Raw genomic sequence first — 16886 nt, 5'->3', positions numbered from 1 at the left:
CTGCCCGGCGTCGATCTCGTGCTGCTTGACCCAGTTCCGCAGCGTCTCGCGGGAGCCGATGTCCAGCTTCTCGACCACCGCCTGCAAGGCCGCGGTCTCGGTCGTGTGGTCGCCGCGGACCTCGGCGACCATGCGCACCGCACGCCGACGCAGCTCAAGCGGGTAACGGGAAGGTCGTGCCATGACTCGATCCTTTCATGAAATCGAGCCTCCACCTCACCCGGGGCGGTTCACAGATATACGTGCAGGAGGGTGGAGCCCTCGGGCCACAGGTCGTCGGCGTGCTTGAAGATGAAGGGCTTCGTGATCCGTCACATTATCGGCCAGGCGTGAACCGGGCTGGCCTTCCAAGAAATGGAAGAGTCGGGCACGCCCCAGGGGCGTCTGCTCCTTGCGGGAAAACGGTCATGCCGTGAGGTCCTGCTACAACGCCGTGCTCCGGTCACCAGCCGAGTGCTTCCGCTGCGGCACAGTCCAGCCACTGATCGCGCGGGACGACGACGGGGCCGGGGTCTGCGGACCGTGTGTCGGCTTCGCCGCCGACTACACCTGCCGTCAGTGCATGCAGCGATGGGTCCTGGACACGCCCGTGTGGGAAAAGCTGCTCACCGAGGCAGGGTTCACCAACATCGCGACCGACAGCGTCCGGGACCCCGGAACCGAGAACCAGCCACCCATGACGACCACCCTCATCCGAGCCGTTCGCGGCAGCTCATAGACCGCGCCCCCTCGACGCACGAAAGCCCCCGTCCGGCCAGGTGTGGCCAGGCGAGGGGCGGTGTCATGTGCGGCGCCGGTCGGGCAGAAGCCCCGGCGGTGTGCTGGACGGTGACGGTGTCGGACTCGGCGAGGGTGCTGACGGTGTCGCCGCGGCGGTTGGCCTCGGCGACGGCCTGCTTCCGCGCGGCGGTCTCGGCGATACGGGCGGACGCCAGTCACCTTGCGCGCCGGCTCCTGGATCACGCGGAATGTGACTCCAGGCTGTGGCGCAGTCCGGCAGCCTCCTGCGTGCGGCCGAGGCTGTCCAGGATATTGGCAGCGACCAGGTATGCCGTGCGGAGTTTTGGTGCGAACGCTTCGGGCTCGGCCTCGCATAGCTGCTCGTAGATCGTGATCGATGCGCCGACTATCTCCAGTGCGTCGGGAAGCTGCCTCTTCACATCCTCCCGTATCATCGCGGACCACCACAGCGATCGGGCGAGTTCGGGTCTGTATGTCGGAGAACCGTCCTCCGTCAGCCGCAGGTAGAGCGAGACGGCGACATCCGTGCCGGACAGGGCTTCCTCGACCCGTCCCACTTGCCACAGCCCGGCGGCGAAGTTGGTCAAGGTGCCGGCCAGTCCGGCGAGGGCGGCGGGATCGTCGGGGGTGTTCTCGACCAGGTGTCCGTGAGCCTCCACGGCCTTCTCCGTGACCGCTACGGATTCCTCCCAGCGTTCCATGACGTTCAGTTGCTCACCGAGTGCTTGCAACGAGCGGGCGCAGTCGAGCGCGAAGACGGTGGGGTCGGCCTCTGCCAGCCTCTGGTAGATCGTGCTGCTTGCGGTGATCACCGCCAGGGCCTCCTCAGCCCGCCCGGCGTCCACCAGGTATTGACCCAGGTTGGAGAGCAGGTCCGCCAGGCCGCCGCCCTCGGTCAGCGCGGCAGCGGTGGGCAGGCGCTCAAGGAGCGCGGCGGCTTCTCGCGCAAGTGGCACGGCATCATCGGGCCTTCTCATGTTCCACAGGGCGGCGGCGACGTTGAAAAGTGAGGTGAGGAGGCGGGAGGTGAACACGGCGGGACTGGCTGCGGCGACGCGCCGGTAGATCGCCAGGGCTTCCTGGTCCGCGATCAGGGACTCTTGCGGTCGCGACGATTCGGCGAGGTGGTCGGCGAGATCGGCCAGCGACTGGGCGAGATGGGGTTCGAAGGCGGCAGGGTGAGAAAGGGCCAGGGTTCGATGGATGGTGACGGCCTCTTGTGCCGCGGCGAGGGCATCGTCCCGGCGCCCCAAGTCGACCAGGCTGTTTGCCTGGTTGGAAAATGCCCTGGCGAGAGTGTCGGCATGAGCGGCGGGATGGGCTTGGGCCAGTTGGCGGTTCAGCATCACCGCCTCCTGCAACACGGCCTGTGCCTCCTCCGGCTGTCCCGACTTGCGTAACGCGGGCCCGAGATTGGTCAGCGCAAGGGCGAGGCCGCTTGCGAAGGCCGCCGGGGTGTCCGCCGTCACCCGCCGCCAGATCCCTACCGCTTCCTGTAATACGGCAGTTGCCTCCGGGTATCGGGCGAGCCTTCCGAAGGTGGCGCCCATGGAGGACAGTGCGATGGCAAGGCCGGGCTCGTACGCGGCAGGGTTCCGTTCAGCGAGCCGTCGACAAACGGCCACCGCCTCTTCCGCGGCGGCCAGGGACTCGTCATGGCGTCCGAGACCGGACAGGTACGCCGCGAGTCCGGTCAGACTGTCGGCGAGGTTGTCCTCGAATGCGGCCGGGTTGATCGAGACCAAGCGCCGGCGGATGGCGACAGCTTCCCTGCTGGTGGCCAGGGCCTCCTCCTCCCGTTGGCCCGAATCCCGCAGGCTGACGGCGAGGTTGGACAAGGCGGTGGCGAGTTCGGGGAGGTAGATGTCCGGAGCAGCCGCCGCCAACCGCCGCCGGATGGCGGCCACTTCCCCGCACAGGTCCAGCACCATGCCTTGCTGCCCCAGTTTTCGGGCGTTGCCCGCGAGCACTGAAAGCGCGGTGGCGAGGGCGGGTGCGTGGGCCGGGTCGAGGGTTGCCAACCTCCGGTGCTCGGCCACCGCCTTCTCGGCTATCGGCCGGGCTTTCTCGTAGCGCCCCAGATCGATCAGGTGAGTCGCCAAGTTGGTTAGCGCGTTGGCAAGATGGCTGTTGTACGCGGCGGGGTCAGCCGCGGCCAGGCGCTGCCAGAGGGCCGTTGCCTCGTCGGCGGTCGCCAGCGCGTCCTCCAGTCGGCCCATCGTCTTCAGCCGGACGGCGAGATCCGTCAGTGTGCTGGCGAGATCAGGCTGCTGGACGGTGAAGCCGTCCGCTGCCATTTGACGTTGGACGGCAAGAGCCTCTTCGGTCGCCGTAAGGGCCTCTTCGTGGCGGCCGGCGTGCGAAAGGCGCCAAGCAAGATTGCGGTGGACCGCGGTGATTCCGACCGGGTCATCCGCGTAGACGGCCAGGAGGAAGGGCGCCAGACGCACAATCAGGGCGGCCATGCCGACGTCGAGTTCGACATCGCGATGGCGCGGGCCATGTTCTGCGATGGCTGCAAGCAGGTCGGGTTCGATGTCATCAAGGTTGACCACGGCAGTGAGTGCGGCACTGCCGGCGACGATGGCCAGCGCGGGGTCCTCGCGCAAGAGCGGGAAGAGGTAGTCGGAGCCGACATGCGGCCAGCGCGAAGCTGCGGCGGCCAGGAAGCCGACCGCGCGGGGCGTCCAACTGCTGACGGGGGGCAGGTCGTCGCTGTCGTTTCCGGTGTCACCATGGCGGGACAGCAGCGCCATGGTGGTCGACCCGGCCCATTCCGCGGCGGGGTAGTCGGCGTGGTGGCCGGGGAGGGTGAGAGCGAGGAAGTCCTCGGCGAGGCGGTCGGGATACAGCGGTTCCAAGACCGAATCCTGCCATCGGCCGGCCGGTGGGTAGCAGACGGCGTGATCGGTGATGACGCGCTCGACGGGTGCCCGGAGCTGGACGGTTTCGAGCGCGCCGATGCCTGCGGGACGGGACAGCGGGCCGGTGATGGCGGCGGCGAACACCGTCTGGTTCATCACGGCCGGCGGGGTGGCGTACGCCTGCTCGGCGGGGTTGAGCGCGTGGGTGGCGTCGCCGTACAGCCGTTCCCAGTGGAGGTGCTCGCGGTCCAGCAGGTAGACGGTCAGGCCGGCCACGTCGCCAGGTGGCCGCCGGCTGGTGGCGTGGGCGTCGACCGCGACCAGGGCGGCCATGTGCACCGCGAGCGTCAGCCCGAAGTCCTGGTGTGCCAACGGCCTGGCCGGACCGATGCCGGCGGCAGACACACCGTAGCGGGCGGCGAAGCTGTCGCGGGCCGCCATGAACATCTCCAAGCGGTTTACCGGGCCGTTCTCGCCATGATCGTCGCTGTCGCCGTCGGACAGCGGAAGCAGAGAGCGGGTGGAGGTGTCGGCCTGCTGGTTGGCCAGGCTGGCACGCAGGGCCGGCCAACCGTCGGTACTTCTGGCCACCAGCAGCACCCGTGTGCGAACACCCGAGCGGTGGAGCAGCGCGTTGCTGAACAGCCAGGTCAGATGGGTCAGCGGCCAACGGTCGGCGTAATCGATGATCAACAGCAGCCCGGCGGCACCGCCCAGCCGCAGGTCCTGGCTGCCAGGGGGTGGCAGGACGCTGCCGGGGCCGTGGGTGGCGGTGACCACCTTCCAGCCCGCGGCGTCTGATTCCTGGGCGAAGTGTTCGGCAAGCCGGGTCTTGCCCGCACCGCCGGGAGCGTGCAGCCAGCGGACCGCCAGCCGTGGGCCCTTCTCGCGCCACTGGTACAGGTCGGCGAGCTCCTCGCGGCGGCCGGTGAAGTCCACAACGGCGAAGCGGGCGTTCAGCATCCGGCTGGGCAACTGCCCTAGGAACTCCGGGTCCGTGGGTGGCGCTTGGCTCCAGTTTTCCAGCAGGTACAGCGGCATGCCGTCGCCGAAAACATGGATGTCCGCGCCGATCGCGCCGTAGGCGAAACCGCCCTCCGCGCGGACCGTCTGCCGTGCGCGGTCGGGTAGTTGCGGCTGGCCGGGCTGTGGAGGAGGGGGAATCACCGGGTCTCGTCGGGGGTCGCGCAGGGCGCGGGCGCGGCTCCCGGTGCCGACGTGGCCGGTGGCGGTGGCGGCGTGGGGGACTGATGTTCGGGGACGGAGTGGTGGTGAATGGTGACGCTGCTGTGGTCACCCATGGCGCCGGCGGCCACGCCATGGTGGGCGGTGATGTGCTGGACCCAGTTCTGCTGGGCCGGGGCCAGGTCCGCACGGGCCTGGTCCACCAGTGTCCGCAGTTCGGCCTCAGCCTCGGGATGCTCGCGCAGGAGTGCCGTCAGCCGCCGCCGCCACGGCCCGACCAGATCCTGGCGGGCACCGTCGGTGTCGTCGTCCCTAGCCACGATGTCGGCGTCACCGTCCAGTTGTGCCTCGATGGCCGGCAGCTCGTGGCCGGCGCGGTGGAACAGCCGTGCCGTGCCGGCTCGGGTGGCCTGCCAGGCGCTGGTGGCCATGGCGGCGACGATGGTCGTCGCACCGGTCATCGCCAGAGCCGTCATCGGATCCGCGGACATCAGAACTCCTCACCATGCGTGCACGATCCGCAGGCACGGGGTGCCCGCCCACTGCCGGGTAATGCCCCGAGGCTCCCCGTCCTCTCGTCCTGTCTCATCATGCCGCTCGGCACTCGCGTAGGCAGCCCGGCCTGGGGACTGTTGACAACTCGTGACGGGTCCGGTGAGGACAAACCGGTGCAGCCGGGAGCAGGTCCGGCAAACCCGCCTCCCGCCCCCGCCCTCGTCAGTCCGGAAGACTGCAGCCCGTGGCTGCCCGACGAAATGCCGTGGCCTATGGACACGCGCGGTGTCAGGAAGTCGTGTCCCGGCTGTTCCTGGGCGAGGTCCTGGCGTCTGGGGCCCGGCATCGTGGCTGTCGTGTTCAGCGGAACCATTGGCGCCACGGCCCATTGCAGTGAGCTGTTCCCAGTAACCGTCGTCCTCAAGACGGGGATCGACAGCTCCCGTCGCCCTGCTACGTGCCTAACATGCCAGAGATCATGTGGCGTGCTTCACCTGGGTTTTTTCGCTCGACCTATTGATAACGACGGTGATGTGAAGCCAGCGGTCCTCCACGCAGGTGATCGGAAACTCTCGCAAGATCGCCCGTCCCCGGGCGACGAGCGCCGCCAGCTCGCGGTCCTGATCGTGTGGGGTGAGATATACGTGGAGCAGGGTCTCGCCTGCTGGCCACACGTCCTGGGCATGCTGGAACACGAACGGCTCCATGACCATGCACCGTAGCGTCTTGCCTCTGAACGCGCGTCGGTAGTAGGCGAGTTGGGTACGGTCCGACCGGCGGTCCGGGTCGTTCGGCGGTGGAGGCGAATCATGAAGAGTGCGCATGTGGGGCTCGCGGCGTTCGAGACCAGAGCGGGTGAGGCTGCCCGGACCCTGCTGCACAACCAGGGGTACGACGGCGGTGTGGGGCCTCACCCTGACCTCGGTCTCGTCGATCGTCAACACCAGCGAAGTCCTGCCGATTCTGCGGGCCGCCGGCATCGCCGGACAGCCGGTTCGCGAGGGGCTCGACTTCCTGACCGGCGCCATCCCAGAGCACTCGCGGCCCCGGCCCAAAGGCGGTCGTGGTGAGCACACCCGGTTCATCGCCTTCGTCCTGGCCGGACTGCTGTCCCACCCTCGCTTCTTCCACCACAACGGCGTCTCGGAGACCGCAGCCTGGTGCGTCGGCTAGCTCGAGGACCATCAGGTCGACCACGGCTGGCCCGAAGTCCTCGGACTCGACGACACCTCGCTGCACCAGACCGCCTTGGTGGTGCACCGGCTCGCCGAGTTCAGAGACGCCCTCTACGGAATGTTGCGATTGGGCTTCTGTCAACTTGAGCTACAGGTCCGCCTGGAAGCATGGGCGTGACTGTTGCCGTCTCGGGGGGTATTTCGATGAGCGCGTTCGACGATCTTGCCTCGGCCGTGGTCCAGATGATGGCAACAGCAGCCACAGCGGCTGCCACCGGCGCCGGCAGCGCCGCCGCCTCGCAGGTCGGCGATCTGGTTCGCACCCGGCTCACGGGCGCCGGGCAGAATGCCGCCGTGGCCACGTTCGACGCGGCACCGCAGGAACCTGCAGCCCAGGCCGTCCTCCACAGCGCCCTGGTGACCGTGATGGCCGCCGACCAGCCCTTCGTCGTCCAGCTCACCAGCGTCATACCCGCCCCGGAAGAGGCACCCGCCGCAGCTCAGCCCGCCAACCTCGCTTCCGGTGGCGGCATCACCATCCAGGGAACAAGGAACAAGGTCCGGGGTAACTTCGCCGGCCGCGACCAGATCATTAACAACATCCGCAACGGCGACGCCCGGACACTCGCGGTTCTCACCCTGGTCATCCTCATTCTGGCGCTCGCTGGCTACGGCGGCGCGCAGCTTCTGCAGGACGACGACGCACTGCCGAGCAGCACGCCGTCCGTGTCCCGCGCGACGGGTGCCGTCGGCCCGACGGGTGCCGCTCTGCCGCCAACCACGGCGACGGTCCGTCGGATCCTCCCCGATCGGAACTCTGTGGACAGCCGTGCCTTTCCGCAGGCCGACACCCCGTACATCGCCACGTCGGCAGCCAAATTATTCCTCTGCCGTGCCGCACCCGAGTGCCAGAAGAATGCCACCGCTGCCGGCGGTGTGGAGTACGGCCCGAAGGTGACGGAAGATAGCAATCCAGGCAACTATGCCGAATTTGTCGTGCTGGCGTTCCCCGACACCACGACTGGTCACCTCGCGTACGTGGATCTCGTGGAGGGCGGCATCGAGAAAGGTCTCGTTTCTGAGCGCAAAATTGCTGGTCTGGGCGACTACGGCGAGGAGAGCCAGGGCTTCTCGTCGGACAGCGGGCCGACGTCGTCGATGTACAACCGAATGCTGGTGTTCCGCTACGGGGCCTTCATCGGCGTAGCACACCAGCTGGACGATGGGAGCCCGGGGCGCGCCGGACGTCTCCAGCAACTCGCCAAGATCCTTGCCGGCCGCATGGCGAAGGCCAACGCAGGTCAGATCCCGTAACCGCCATCGCCGGCCCGTGGCGACGCCTCCAAGCTCAGCCCCCGGCAGGCCCGCTGCGGCAGGTCGGGCGTCACCCGCAGATTGCCCTCACCTACGAACAACTAGCCGCCCTCGACGGCACCTTCCGTGAGACCTGCACCAAGGTGCTGCGTGACTACGCCGACCACGGTCTGCTCCGCCTGGCCCGCGGCCGTATCACTGTCATGGCCCGTCAGCTGCTGATGGCCAAGCGGGCGAGTGAGCGCGGACGCAGTGTCAGAACGGTCTCGGGCGGACTGGCGACACTCGGCAAGCCCGAATGACCGGAAGGACGAAGTATGGCAAAGCTCCGGGCATTCGGAGAGATCCAATATCCGACGCTACCGTTATACGACACAGCGAACTCCGACCGGCTCAACAGTGCGCTGCGCGCCCTCACCCCGCGCCGGGTACCCCTGCACGTCGACACCCTCCACCTGCTCAATGCAGGGCAGCGTCGTTCAGGTGAAGTGTCCTGGTTGATCACGTGATGCCGAGGGTGATCAATGGACGGTTGGCGTCGCGAGTGTGGTGGCGGAGTCCAGCGGCGATGTTCGTCTGGCCGGCGATTCGGAGAGCGCCGATGGCCAGGTTGCGCAGGGAGGCCATGGCACGTGGAGCGGTGCCTGTGCGTACGCGGGAGGCATCCTCGGCGTACGTGGTGTCCCTGATGTGGTGGATCTTGTTCTCGATGCCCCAGTGGTCGCGGACGCGACGGGCGATCTCGGTTGCGTCGGCCTGCTCCGCGGTCAGGTCGGTCACTCCGTAGACGCGTTCCAGGGTGACCTTGCCCGTGGTGACGATTCGCCGGCGGCGCACGATCTGGACGGCTTGCACCGCGTACGGGAACGCGATCCCGGTGACGGCGGCGGCCTTGATCCTGCGGATCTCGTCGCGACCGTGCGCGGTGGCCCGGGTCTTGTCCAGGAGTGGCACTTCCCGCCACGGCAGGGCCATCAGCCACCGGTGCAGGGTGGGCTGGTTGCCCTTGATCAGTGCGATGTAGTGGGCGTGCTTGTCCTCGATGAGGAAGCGTGCGTGGGCGGTCTGCGAGTGGAGGGCGTCGAAGGTGACCACCGTTTCGTGCAGGTCCAGCGGGGCGAGCATGGGCTGGAAGACAGTGATCTCATTGGTCTTGCCGTCCACCTCGCGCTGGGCGGTGACCAGGCCGGTCCCCGTCATTGCGGCGAGCAGGTGGACCTGAGTGCCGTCGGTACGTCGGGCACCACGCACAGTCTTGCCGTCCACTGCGAGGGAGGGCAGGGGCCGGTCACTGTCGTCCTTCTCCTGGCCGGCGGCGCGCCCGCGCCCAGCGAGCCACCCCCCGACGGCCGTATCCAGCGCGTCGCCGTCGATGCGTTGGAGGATACGGCGCACGGTGGCCTCGGCCGGGGCGACGGGGCCTCGGTCCGGCTCCCGGCACGGGCCGCCGAGCCGGGCCAGGACGTGCGGCGGGGCGTCGGCGGCCCACTCCGCGATCGCGGCCAAGGACTTCGCTCCGGCCAGGACCGCACACGCGGCCAGGGACAGGACAAAGGCGAGCGGGTGGCGCCGACCCTGTCCCCGGCGAGGGTCGGGCACCTGAGCCAGGCAGGCCAGCAGACTGGGCAGATCATCGAGGATGGCCGGTGCGGCATCGGTGAGTTGAGCCAGAGAACCCGGGATAAGCGAGGATGAGTGGGCAGGCACGGTCTTCCGTCGTGGTGATCAGGGACTCGACACCTCATGATCACCGGGAGCCGTGCCTGCCTCAGCGTCAGCCACGGCGACCACCCTGCAGTCCCGGCCCCGTCCTCCTGAAGCCCCATCACCCCGGACACACCGCCTGAACGACGCAATTCTGACTATTGCTCCATTCGGAAGGGCCGGTAGATGCCTTCGGGATCATCGTGGGCCGATGCCGCGAACTCCTCGAAGCCCACGTTGCCGATACTCAGGTTCGCGTAGACCTCGTGGACCCCTGCGGGGATGGTGCGGAACTCGCGGCCGAACTCGGTCAGTTGCTCGTAGTCCTCATCGTCCACGCAGTCCTCCTGCGTCAGCAGGGTGACCGCCAGCAGCGGGTGGTGTTTGGCCTGCATGCTCACCCGGTCGGCAAGGAAGACGACGGACAGGTCCTCATCAGCACCGACCGCGGTCAGTACCTCGTCGGCGGTCGCCCCCGCCCAGGCCGGATCGTTGATGAAGTGGACGTGCGCCTCGTACTGCCTGTCTCCCCAGGGCTCCATCAGCGCCGCCGACACGTCCTGCCACGCCTGGTCGTCGCGGTAGTCGGTCCTGACGACCAAGGCATCGAACTCATCGCGGCGGGTGACAGCAGGCAACGTTCCCATGAATCCTTCTTCTCAGTGACGATCGGTGAACCGTGCCGTGACTGTCTCATGGGCCGTCTGCCACGTCCCATGGGACCGGCGTTCCACCTGGGTGTTGACTGCGCAACCTGGCCATAAGAGCCCTCCGCCTGAGCGGACACACCAGCAGTTCCGCCGACCTCCGCCACCACGCCCGCGACGAACCGGGGCCTTGCCACCTCGGCATCACGTGATCAAATCGGACAGACTTACTGAATGACGTTGCCCTGGCTCGCAGCCGGGCCAGCTCGGCCTCGGTGTCCTGCGACGCGGCGGCGGAGGCCGGACGGTCGTCGCCGTCACGCACCCAGGTGCGGAGCGTTTCGGGGTTGACGTTCAGATCGGCTGCGACGTCCCTGAACGTCCGCCTGCCGTCCGAAGCCCGCCACAACGTCACCGCGTCGGACCGGAACTCCGCACTGTACTTCGAGGGCCTTTCATGTGGATCTACACCTTCCTGGACCATCAAGATCCATTGTCAGGTGTGTCCACACCACGGGGGTCGCCTCAGTGCTGGGCTGGCCTATTGCGTGGCCCTGGCCGGTTTCGGAACGGCGCGCGACGCTGATCTGCTCGCCGCCTACCTTGATCGCTACCTTTGCCGCCCCGACCTCGCGTACGACCAGACCGTAGCCATGGGCGCTCTCCTGTTCATCGACCTGAATCTCAAAGGCGACCAAGCTGCCCGCTTCCTGGGCCCGGGCGGCCTGTGGCAACAGTGGCTCCAGGATGCGTCGCACATGCAGGCCAACTCGGACTCCACCCCTTCCTGCCTGAGCCTCATTCGCGGGCGCTGCGCCTTCGTCGACGAATGCGCCGAAACGAGATGACGGCCCCACATCTTGTGGTGGTCTCGCTGGCCCATAGCCCGCTGCGAAGCACCGATGAAAGGTGCTTTGTAGCAACGACGAAACGGTCGTCATCGTGATCACGATGACGACCGTTTCGCTGTTGTCTGCTCAGGTCTCGGGCTCCGCGGCCCCCCGTTCGTCAGGGGGCGGTGACAGGCAGGCGGGCGCAGTGGCGGCACGCGCGTGCGGAGGCGGCGATGCGCGCGTGGAAGACGATGGTGATCAGGCAGGCGGTCGCGGTCAGTGGCCAGTTGGTGGCGAGTACCGCGGCGGTGATGAGGGTCAGCGCGCTCAGTCCGAGGGCGACTGCCGCGGTGGTTCCCGTCCAGGCGACCACGAGCGGCAGTTGTTGTGGGAGGGGCAGTCGGCGGGCCAGGGTGCCGGTGACGGAGAGGGACACGGCCGCCAGCAGCGCGGTGAGCGCTGCGAGGCCGCCGAGGTGGGCGACGACCACCTGGAGCGGGTCTGGCAGCCGGTGGCCCGCCGCGCGGGTGGAGAGCTCGACCAGGTACCAGCACACCAGCAGGCACGGGATGATCAGCATGACGGTGCGCGCGGTGTGACGGGCCTGGGTGATGGTCAGTTCGCGCTGGAAGCTGGGCGCGAGTTCGGCCACGGGGCCGAACTGGCGGATGGCCTGACGGGCGGCGTCGCGGTCGGGTTCGGCATCGGGAGACAGTTCCCGCGCGGTGTCCAGGAGGCCTTCGCGCAGTTCGTCCACCATCTGGGTCTTGAGTCGGGCCGGGCCGTGCAGGGTGGCCGTCAGGTCCGCGAGGTGGGCTTCGATGGGGTCGTCGGCAGGGATCTCGGGCGCTTTCACGTGGCGTGTCCGGGGGCCGGCGCGGGTTCCAGCACCGAGCCGATCGCTGCGGTGAACGCCCGCCAGCGGGTCCGCTCGGTGGCCAGGCTGCGCCGTCCGGCGTCGGTGAGTTCGTAGCAGCGCCGACGGCGTTCGCCCACCGACTCCCAGGCGCTGCTCAGCAGTCCGATCCGCTCGAGCCGGTTGAGGGCGGGGTAGATGGTGCCCTTGCGCAGCTCGAGTACGCCGCCGCTGCGCTCCTGGACCGCGGCGATGATCGCGTAGCCGTGCAGGGGGCCCGATTCCAGTACGGACAGCAGCAGTCCGTCCAGGTGGCCGCGTACCGCATCCGTCTTCATAGTCAGGCAGCCTACCCAAGAGGCGTCGCCCCGTGCTATTTATAGATTGGTAGCCAATCTATTGGCAAGTTATCCATGAAGGGACCCCTGTGACCAAGCTGCTGCTCTCGCTGCACGTCCTGGCCGCGATCCTGGCGATCGGGCCGATCGCTGTCGCAGCCTCGATGTTCCCCCGCTACGCCAGGCTGTCGGCCAGCGGCGACGTGCAGGAGCCCAACGGCCAGACCTCAGCGTTCCTGCACAAGATCTGCCGTGGGTACACGGTCGTCGGCATCGCCGTCCCGGTCCTCGGTGTCGCCACCGGCGCCCGGATGGGCGTCCTGACCGACGCCTGGCTGCTGACGTCGATCGTGCTGACGGCTGCCGCCGCGGCCCTGCTGCTCACGGCGGTCCTGCCCGGACAGGCCCGGCTGCTCGCCCAACCCGCGGACGCGTCCGGCCCAGGGGGGACAGGCACCGACGTGGCCACGGACGCCATTGCGCAGCTGCGGTCGGCGGCGGCACGCCTTTCCGTGACCACGGGGATGTTCAACCTGCTGTGGGCAGCCGTTGTCGTCCTAATGATCGTCCGCCCCGGCTCCACGACGGGAGCCTGATCAGTATGCGAACTCTCCGCATCGCCGCCGCGGTTGAAGCTGTATCCCTCACGCTCTTGCTGCTCAACCTGTTCACCGTGCACACCGGGGCGATCGCGTCGCTGGGCGGCCTGGTCCACGGCACGGCCTACCTGACCGTCATCGTCGCCGTCTTCCTCACTCCCGCCCTCGCGCGGCCGGGAACCAAGGGGCGTGCCTTCATTCCCGGCATCGGAGGGCTGCTCGCCCTGCGCGTGCTGGGGCAGCAGCCACCCGCCTCCTCAGCCGACAGACTGACCGGCGCCGACAGATGACTGGGAAACGATCACCGACAGCGCGGGAAACTATCTCCCAGCGCGCTGCTCAGACGCAGGCTGACGACTTCCGTCGGTGCCCCGCTGCCCGCGGGAGCAGTCAGATCTGCGTGCGGGACGCGATGTAGTCGAACCAGTCGCGTCTGGCGTATCCGGTCCATCGGGTGGCGTTGCTGATGTTGGTCCCGGTGAAATCGGCGAGGACCGATGCCGGCAGGTCGGCGGCCAAGGCGAGGCGGGCGCTGTTGCGGCCGGCACGGGGTGTGAATCCGTGTTCTGCACGTCGGTGGTGCCGTCCACGGCGTGCGACCCAACGGCCAGGCGGAGCGACTCGGCGTCGGCGATCGCCTTGACAACGATCTTGCTGAGCGCTGGTTTCGGACCCCGGTAGTGCGGGTTGCGGACCAGGACGGTGCCGTCGGCGAGCGAGAAGTTCCGCACCTTGCACGGTCCGCTGCCGAGCGTGCCGACCTGCGGACTGCCGAGGTCCTTGGGGTGGACCTTGGCCAGCTTCTCCGGCACGACCTGCCAGACCTGCGTGGCCGTCGACAGGAATGTCACGGTCGGCGCCTTCAGCACGACGGTGACCTCGGCGGGGCCCGTCGCGGTGACGGTCTTGACCACCTGCACGTAGCTGGCGGCCTGCGAGGCGACCTTCGGGTCCAGATGGAGGCGCAGCGAGTACGCGACGTCGTCGGCCGTGACCGGGGTACCGTCGGAGAACTTCACACCGGGGCGGAGCTTGAACACGTACGTGCCCGGGACCGACTGCCGCCAGGACTCGGCGAGTCAGCGGGTCGATCCTGGTCTGGTTGGCCAGGCACGCGAAGCCGAGCCCGTCCTCCGGCGCATACAGCAACTGCGACCGGTAGCCATCCACGCTCCCGGCGTGGCCGTAGACCGCTTTGCCGCCGACGGTGAAGTGGTAGACGCCCAGCGCATACGGATGTACGGTGCCGTCGGCCAGCACCATCCGTTCCAGCAGTGCCGCCCGGATATCGGCGCCCAGCACCCGCCCGTCTGCCAGGAACCCCAACCAGCGAGCCAGGTCGGCGACGGTGGTCGCCAGCCCGCCGTCGCCGACCACGCACTCCTCGGTGTCGGCTCGTCGCATCACGTCGTTGCCGTACCCGTAGGCAAACCTCGGCAGCACCTCCGACGAGTCGTCCCGCCACATCGTGTCGGCCATCCCCAGCGGTCCGAAGATCCGCTCCGCGCTGAACTCCCGCAGTGACATACCCGTGGCTCGCCTGATGATCGCGGCAGCCAGGACATACCCGGTGTTGGAGTAGGAGAATTCGACGCCGGGAGCAAAGTTGGTCCGCCGGATCCCCGCCAGGATCGACAGGAAGTGGCCCTCGGTGCGCCTGGTCACCGGAACGCCAGCGATGCCTACCAGGGCAAACCACTCCTGCAGGTCGGCGGTATGCAAGCACTGCTCGATGGTGATCTTCTGATCCACGTTTAATTCAGGCAGGTGGTCGCGAATGTCATCGGCCAGAGCCAGCACGCCGTCCCTGGCGAGCAGCAACACGCTGACGGCGGTGAACTGCTTGCTCGCCAAAGCGATGTCGAAACGGGTACGGGCATCGATCGGCACGCCGAACTCCACCGACGCCAGTCCGGCACACCCCACGTCGACCAATGCACCATCACGGTAGGTCGCGACCGCCATCCCGGGATCGTCCGGCCCGATAGGCCCTTCAAAGAGGGTAGGGAGATCCATCTGCCAAGCTTGGCCCGCACGCTCCAGGATGCCGTTGGCCGCGCCCGCAACATCCGCGCCCCCAGGTTTGGCCGCTGCCACAAAGCGCATCCGGATGCCGACCCCGTGGCCACGTGGCGGCGCCGCTTCCGGCAACTCCAGCAGGGGTCTCTGGAAGGCCCCGAGGGAGTGGAGCTGCTTCGCTTCGTCGAACACGGCCACGCCGTACGGATGCTCTCCGTCGCGGACGACGGAATAGCAGTTGACACACCACAGGATCTCGCGCGGGCCGACATCCTTCTGGCCCAGCACGCAGGAGCACGACCTCCCTACACGCCCACGACACCACCCTGGAACGGCGCCTAGTCGAGGCGCTCACGGCAGTCCGAGGGCGATCGCGACGCCCAGGTCAGTGCGCACATCCCATGGCGGGAAGGCGACTGACGATCCGCATTCGCATGTGGACTGCCCTCGGCTACGGATTGCTCGTACGCCTTCTCAACATGGTCGCGACATTCAGCGGTCCGACGGACACGTGCCTCAGGGTGACGAACCCGAAGTGCTGATAGAGCGCCACATTGCCGGGATCTGCGGTGGTGAGGAAGACCCCGGCCGTGGCTGATGTGTCGGCGAGCAGACGGTCGAGGAGCCGCCGCCCCGCACCGCGGCCCACCGCGCCGGGATCGACCCCGATGAACTCCAGCGTCCAGGCCCCCTCGGGCGCACCGGCTTCGGTGATCTGCAGATAGCGCAGGGTCCGTTGCACGGCCCGGGGCCCACAACGCGCGAGCGTACGGGCCCCCCACTGCGCCTGCGCAGCCGGCGAAAGTGCCGCCCCGGGCGGGGTGAGGATGGCGGCCGCGATGGGACGGCCGCCATCCCCGGTCAGGGTGTAGCGGCGAGATCCGGGAAGGGTGGCATCGGCGCGCAGGGTGGCGGCGAACCAATTCGCCCTTGTGGCGGATGAACCGCCGCAGATCCAGGAGACCGCCGGCTCGCGGGCAAAGGCGTCAGCCAGCACACGTGCGCAGGAATCCACCGTCGGGCAGTCGTCGATCTCTGGTGCGCGCTGAGCCGGGTCCGTGAACTGTTGGTCGGTCATGATCCTCCTTCATCAAGAATTGCTCACTCTCGAATCGATCGTATAGTATTCGATCGTAACGAACTAGATAGGAGTGAGCCGATGAGGATACTGGCGCTCGGCGGACCCGGTGCGATGGGGGCTGTGGCGGTGCGGGTGGCGGCCGGGCTGCCCAATGTGACCGAGATCGTGGTAGCCGACAAACGCCGTGAAGCGGCCCAGGGACTGGTACACCGCCTCGCCGGTGCCGGTGGTGCACCCATGCGGGCCCTGCAGGTGGACGTGACCGACGACACCGCCCTGCGGACCGCACTGGCCGATACGGATTTCGTGCTCAACACCGTCGGCCCGTACTACCGCTTCGGCCTGACCGTACTGCGTGCCGCGATCGCGACCGGTACCCACTACCTGGACATCTGCGACGACTGGGAACCGACTCTGCAGATGCTCGACCTCGACGAGGAAGCACGGGCCGCCGGGGTCTGCGCGGTGGTGGGCATGGGCGCCAGCCCCGGAGTCAGCAACCTGCTGGCCGCACGCGCCGTCCAACACCTGGACCACGTCCAGGACCTCTACACCGCATGGCCCGTCGACGTCCCCGGGACCGACGGGCAGGACGACGAACAAATACTTGGCCCCGACGGGCAACCCAGCGCCGCCGCCGTGCACTGGATGGAGCAGATCAGCGGAAGAGTAGCCGTCGTCAGCAACGGACAACTCGTACACCGACGACCGCTCCTTCCGGTCACACTGACCCTCTCCGCCCAACACTCCGGAACGGCCTACACCGTCGGACATCCCGAGCCGGTCACCCTCCACCGCAGCTACCGCCCGACCGGCGAGGCCGCCAACCTCATGGTCATCACCCCAGGCACACTGGCCTACCTCGACGTCCTTCGCCGCGACATCGACGCCGGCAAACTCACCAACGAAACCGCCGCCACCGACCTGGCCAAACCCTCTGTCTCACGCGTACTACGAGCCACCACCAGCGCCATCAGCCTCAAGGGCCCCCGGACACTGCCACCGTTCTTCGCCGCAGCCACAGGCACCAGCAAC

The 16886-nt window shown here is 68.1% G+C and carries 18 protein-coding genes and 2 pseudogenes; 8 read left to right on the top strand and 12 right to left on the bottom strand.

Annotation, left to right across the window (positions count from 1 at the left end; all coding sequences use genetic code 11):
* A pseudogene (locus IEZ15_RS41505) lies at nt 1–183 on the bottom strand (IS3-like element ISMyma3 family transposase); the annotation flags it as partial.
* 229 nt (nt 184–412) lie between these two features.
* Between IEZ15_RS41505 and IEZ15_RS41500 the strand changes: the two are divergent.
* On the top strand, nt 413–718 hold the full coding sequence (locus tag IEZ15_RS41500) for a hypothetical protein (protein ID WP_189282148.1): 306 nt from the start codon (nt 413–415) through the stop codon (nt 716–718).
* Between the two features lie 241 nt (nt 719–959).
* On the opposite strand, the gene IEZ15_RS41495 is transcribed toward IEZ15_RS41500, so the two are convergent.
* The 3 genes from IEZ15_RS41495 to IEZ15_RS41485 all read right to left on the bottom strand — a co-directional run bounded on the left by IEZ15_RS41495 (nt 960) and on the right by IEZ15_RS41485 (nt 5992).
* A complete protein-coding gene (locus IEZ15_RS41495; protein WP_189282147.1) occupies nt 960–4772 on the bottom strand; it encodes a tetratricopeptide repeat protein in 3813 nt (1270 codons plus the stop codon).
* Nucleotides 4769–5281, bottom strand: a complete 513-nt coding sequence (locus tag IEZ15_RS41490) for a hypothetical protein (protein ID WP_189282146.1) — start codon at nt 5279–5281, stop codon at nt 4769–4771. Before IEZ15_RS41490 ends, IEZ15_RS41495 begins: the two co-directional genes overlap by 4 nt.
* 480 nt (nt 5282–5761) lie before the next feature.
* Complete coding sequence (locus IEZ15_RS41485) at nt 5762–5992, bottom strand: hypothetical protein (protein WP_189282145.1); 231 nt, start codon at nt 5990–5992, stop codon at nt 5762–5764.
* Between the two features lie 193 nt (nt 5993–6185).
* Here IEZ15_RS41485 and IEZ15_RS41480 point away from each other — a divergent pair, with 193 nt between their 5' ends.
* From IEZ15_RS41480 to IEZ15_RS41470, 3 genes are all read left to right on the top strand, one after another.
* Nucleotides 6186–6458: a hypothetical protein gene (locus IEZ15_RS41480; protein ID WP_189282144.1), complete on the top strand. Its 273-nt coding sequence runs from the start codon at nt 6186–6188 to the stop codon at nt 6456–6458.
* 206 nt (nt 6459–6664) lie between these two features.
* On the top strand, nt 6665–7774 hold the full coding sequence (locus tag IEZ15_RS41475) for a hypothetical protein (protein ID WP_189282143.1): 1110 nt from the start codon (nt 6665–6667) through the stop codon (nt 7772–7774).
* A 5-nt stretch (nt 7775–7779) separates the two neighbouring features.
* Nucleotides 7780–8076 (top strand): helix-turn-helix domain-containing protein, encoded by a 297-nt coding sequence (locus IEZ15_RS41470; protein ID WP_308427508.1) that lies wholly within the window; start codon nt 7780–7782, stop codon nt 8074–8076.
* Between the two features lie 199 nt (nt 8077–8275).
* On the opposite strand, the gene IEZ15_RS41460 is transcribed toward IEZ15_RS41470, so the two are convergent.
* The 3 genes from IEZ15_RS41460 to IEZ15_RS47550 all read right to left on the bottom strand — a co-directional run bounded on the left by IEZ15_RS41460 (nt 8276) and on the right by IEZ15_RS47550 (nt 10540).
* The gene (locus tag IEZ15_RS41460; RefSeq protein WP_189282141.1) at nt 8276–9481 is read right to left on the bottom strand and encodes an ISAs1 family transposase; all 1206 of its coding nucleotides are present in this window, start codon (nt 9479–9481) and stop codon (nt 8276–8278) included.
* A gap of 155 nt (nt 9482–9636) precedes the next feature.
* Nucleotides 9637–10125, bottom strand: coding sequence for a DUF6924 domain-containing protein (locus IEZ15_RS41455; protein ID WP_189282140.1), 489 nt, complete (start codon nt 10123–10125; stop codon nt 9637–9639).
* Nucleotides 10126–10171: 46 nt separating this feature from the next.
* Nucleotides 10172–10540 carry a transposase gene (locus tag IEZ15_RS47550; RefSeq protein ID WP_373302752.1) on the bottom strand — a complete coding sequence of 123 codons (369 nt, stop codon included), beginning with the start codon at nt 10538–10540 and terminating at the stop codon, nt 10172–10174.
* On the opposite strand from IEZ15_RS47550, the gene IEZ15_RS41445 reads away from it, so the two are divergent.
* The gene (locus tag IEZ15_RS41445) at nt 10473–10973 is read left to right on the top strand and encodes a DUF6000 family protein (protein WP_373302751.1); all 501 of its coding nucleotides are present in this window, start codon (nt 10473–10475) and stop codon (nt 10971–10973) included. The genes IEZ15_RS47550 and IEZ15_RS41445 overlap by 68 nt on opposite strands.
* A gap of 160 nt (nt 10974–11133) precedes the next feature.
* Here the strand turns inward: IEZ15_RS41445 and IEZ15_RS41440 are convergent, their stop codons facing one another.
* Together IEZ15_RS41440 and IEZ15_RS41435 are read right to left on the bottom strand one after the other, a co-directional pair.
* Nucleotides 11134–11814: a hypothetical protein gene (locus tag IEZ15_RS41440; protein WP_229846504.1), complete on the bottom strand. Its 681-nt coding sequence runs from the start codon at nt 11812–11814 to the stop codon at nt 11134–11136.
* Nucleotides 11811–12152, bottom strand: a complete 342-nt coding sequence (locus tag IEZ15_RS41435) for a PadR family transcriptional regulator (protein WP_189282138.1) — start codon at nt 12150–12152, stop codon at nt 11811–11813. The genes IEZ15_RS41440 and IEZ15_RS41435 overlap by 4 nt, the downstream gene beginning before the upstream one ends.
* Nucleotides 12153–12241: 89 nt before the next feature.
* Between IEZ15_RS41435 and IEZ15_RS41430 the strand changes: the two genes are divergently transcribed.
* Both IEZ15_RS41430 and IEZ15_RS41425 read left to right on the top strand, forming a co-directional pair.
* On the top strand, nt 12242–12748 hold the full coding sequence (locus IEZ15_RS41430; RefSeq protein WP_189282137.1) for a DUF2269 family protein: 507 nt from the start codon (nt 12242–12244) through the stop codon (nt 12746–12748).
* Nucleotides 12749–12753: 5 nt separating this feature from the next.
* On the top strand, nt 12754–13041 hold the full coding sequence (locus IEZ15_RS41425) for a hypothetical protein (RefSeq protein ID WP_189282136.1): 288 nt from the start codon (nt 12754–12756) through the stop codon (nt 13039–13041).
* A gap of 30 nt (nt 13042–13071) precedes the next feature.
* On the opposite strand, the gene IEZ15_RS47545 is transcribed toward IEZ15_RS41425, so the two are convergent.
* From IEZ15_RS47545 to IEZ15_RS41415, 3 genes and pseudogenes are all read right to left on the bottom strand, one after another.
* Nucleotides 13072–13770 (bottom strand): ABC transporter substrate-binding protein, encoded by a 699-nt coding sequence (locus IEZ15_RS47545; RefSeq protein WP_373302753.1) that lies wholly within the window; start codon nt 13768–13770, stop codon nt 13072–13074.
* A gap of 85 nt (nt 13771–13855) precedes the next feature.
* Nucleotides 13856–14716: pseudogene (locus tag IEZ15_RS47540) on the bottom strand (serine hydrolase domain-containing protein); the annotation flags it as partial.
* A 505-nt stretch (nt 14717–15221) separates the two neighbouring features.
* On the bottom strand, nt 15222–15848 hold the full coding sequence (locus tag IEZ15_RS41415) for a GNAT family N-acetyltransferase (RefSeq protein ID WP_189282134.1): 627 nt from the start codon (nt 15846–15848) through the stop codon (nt 15222–15224).
* A gap of 81 nt (nt 15849–15929) precedes the next feature.
* Here IEZ15_RS41415 and IEZ15_RS41410 point away from each other — a divergent pair.
* On the top strand, nt 15930–16886 hold a 957-nt coding region (locus IEZ15_RS41410), incomplete at its 3' end, for a saccharopine dehydrogenase family protein (protein ID WP_189282133.1).

Origin of the sequence: Streptomyces atratus (assembly GCF_014648655.1) — a bacterium.
In the GTDB taxonomy this organism is placed as follows: Bacteria; Actinomycetota; Actinomycetes; order Streptomycetales; family Streptomycetaceae; genus Streptomyces; species Streptomyces atratus.
This window is presented reverse-complemented; position numbering and strand designations above follow the sequence as displayed.

Bases quoted from the DNA above. Each gene is read 5' to 3' on its own strand.
- IEZ15_RS41455 (WP_189282140.1), bottom strand. From the start codon at position 10,125: ATGGGAACGTTGCCTGCTGTCACCCGCCGCGATGAGTTCGATGCCTTG.
- IEZ15_RS41485 (WP_189282145.1), bottom strand. From the start codon at position 5,992: ATGGAGCCGTTCGTGTTCCAGCATGCCCAGGACGTGTGGCCAGCAGGC.
- IEZ15_RS41425 (WP_189282136.1), top strand. From the start codon at position 12,754: ATGCGAACTCTCCGCATCGCCGCCGCGGTTGAAGCTGTATCCCTCACG.
- IEZ15_RS41435 (WP_189282138.1), bottom strand. From the start codon at position 12,152: ATGAAGACGGATGCGGTACGCGGCCACCTGGACGGACTGCTGCTGTCC.
- IEZ15_RS41415 (WP_189282134.1), bottom strand. From the start codon at position 15,848: ATGACCGACCAACAGTTCACGGACCCGGCTCAGCGCGCACCAGAGATC.
- IEZ15_RS41475 (WP_189282143.1), top strand. From the start codon at position 6,665: ATGAGCGCGTTCGACGATCTTGCCTCGGCCGTGGTCCAGATGATGGCA.
- IEZ15_RS41490 (WP_189282146.1), bottom strand. From the start codon at position 5,281: ATGTCCGCGGATCCGATGACGGCTCTGGCGATGACCGGTGCGACGACC.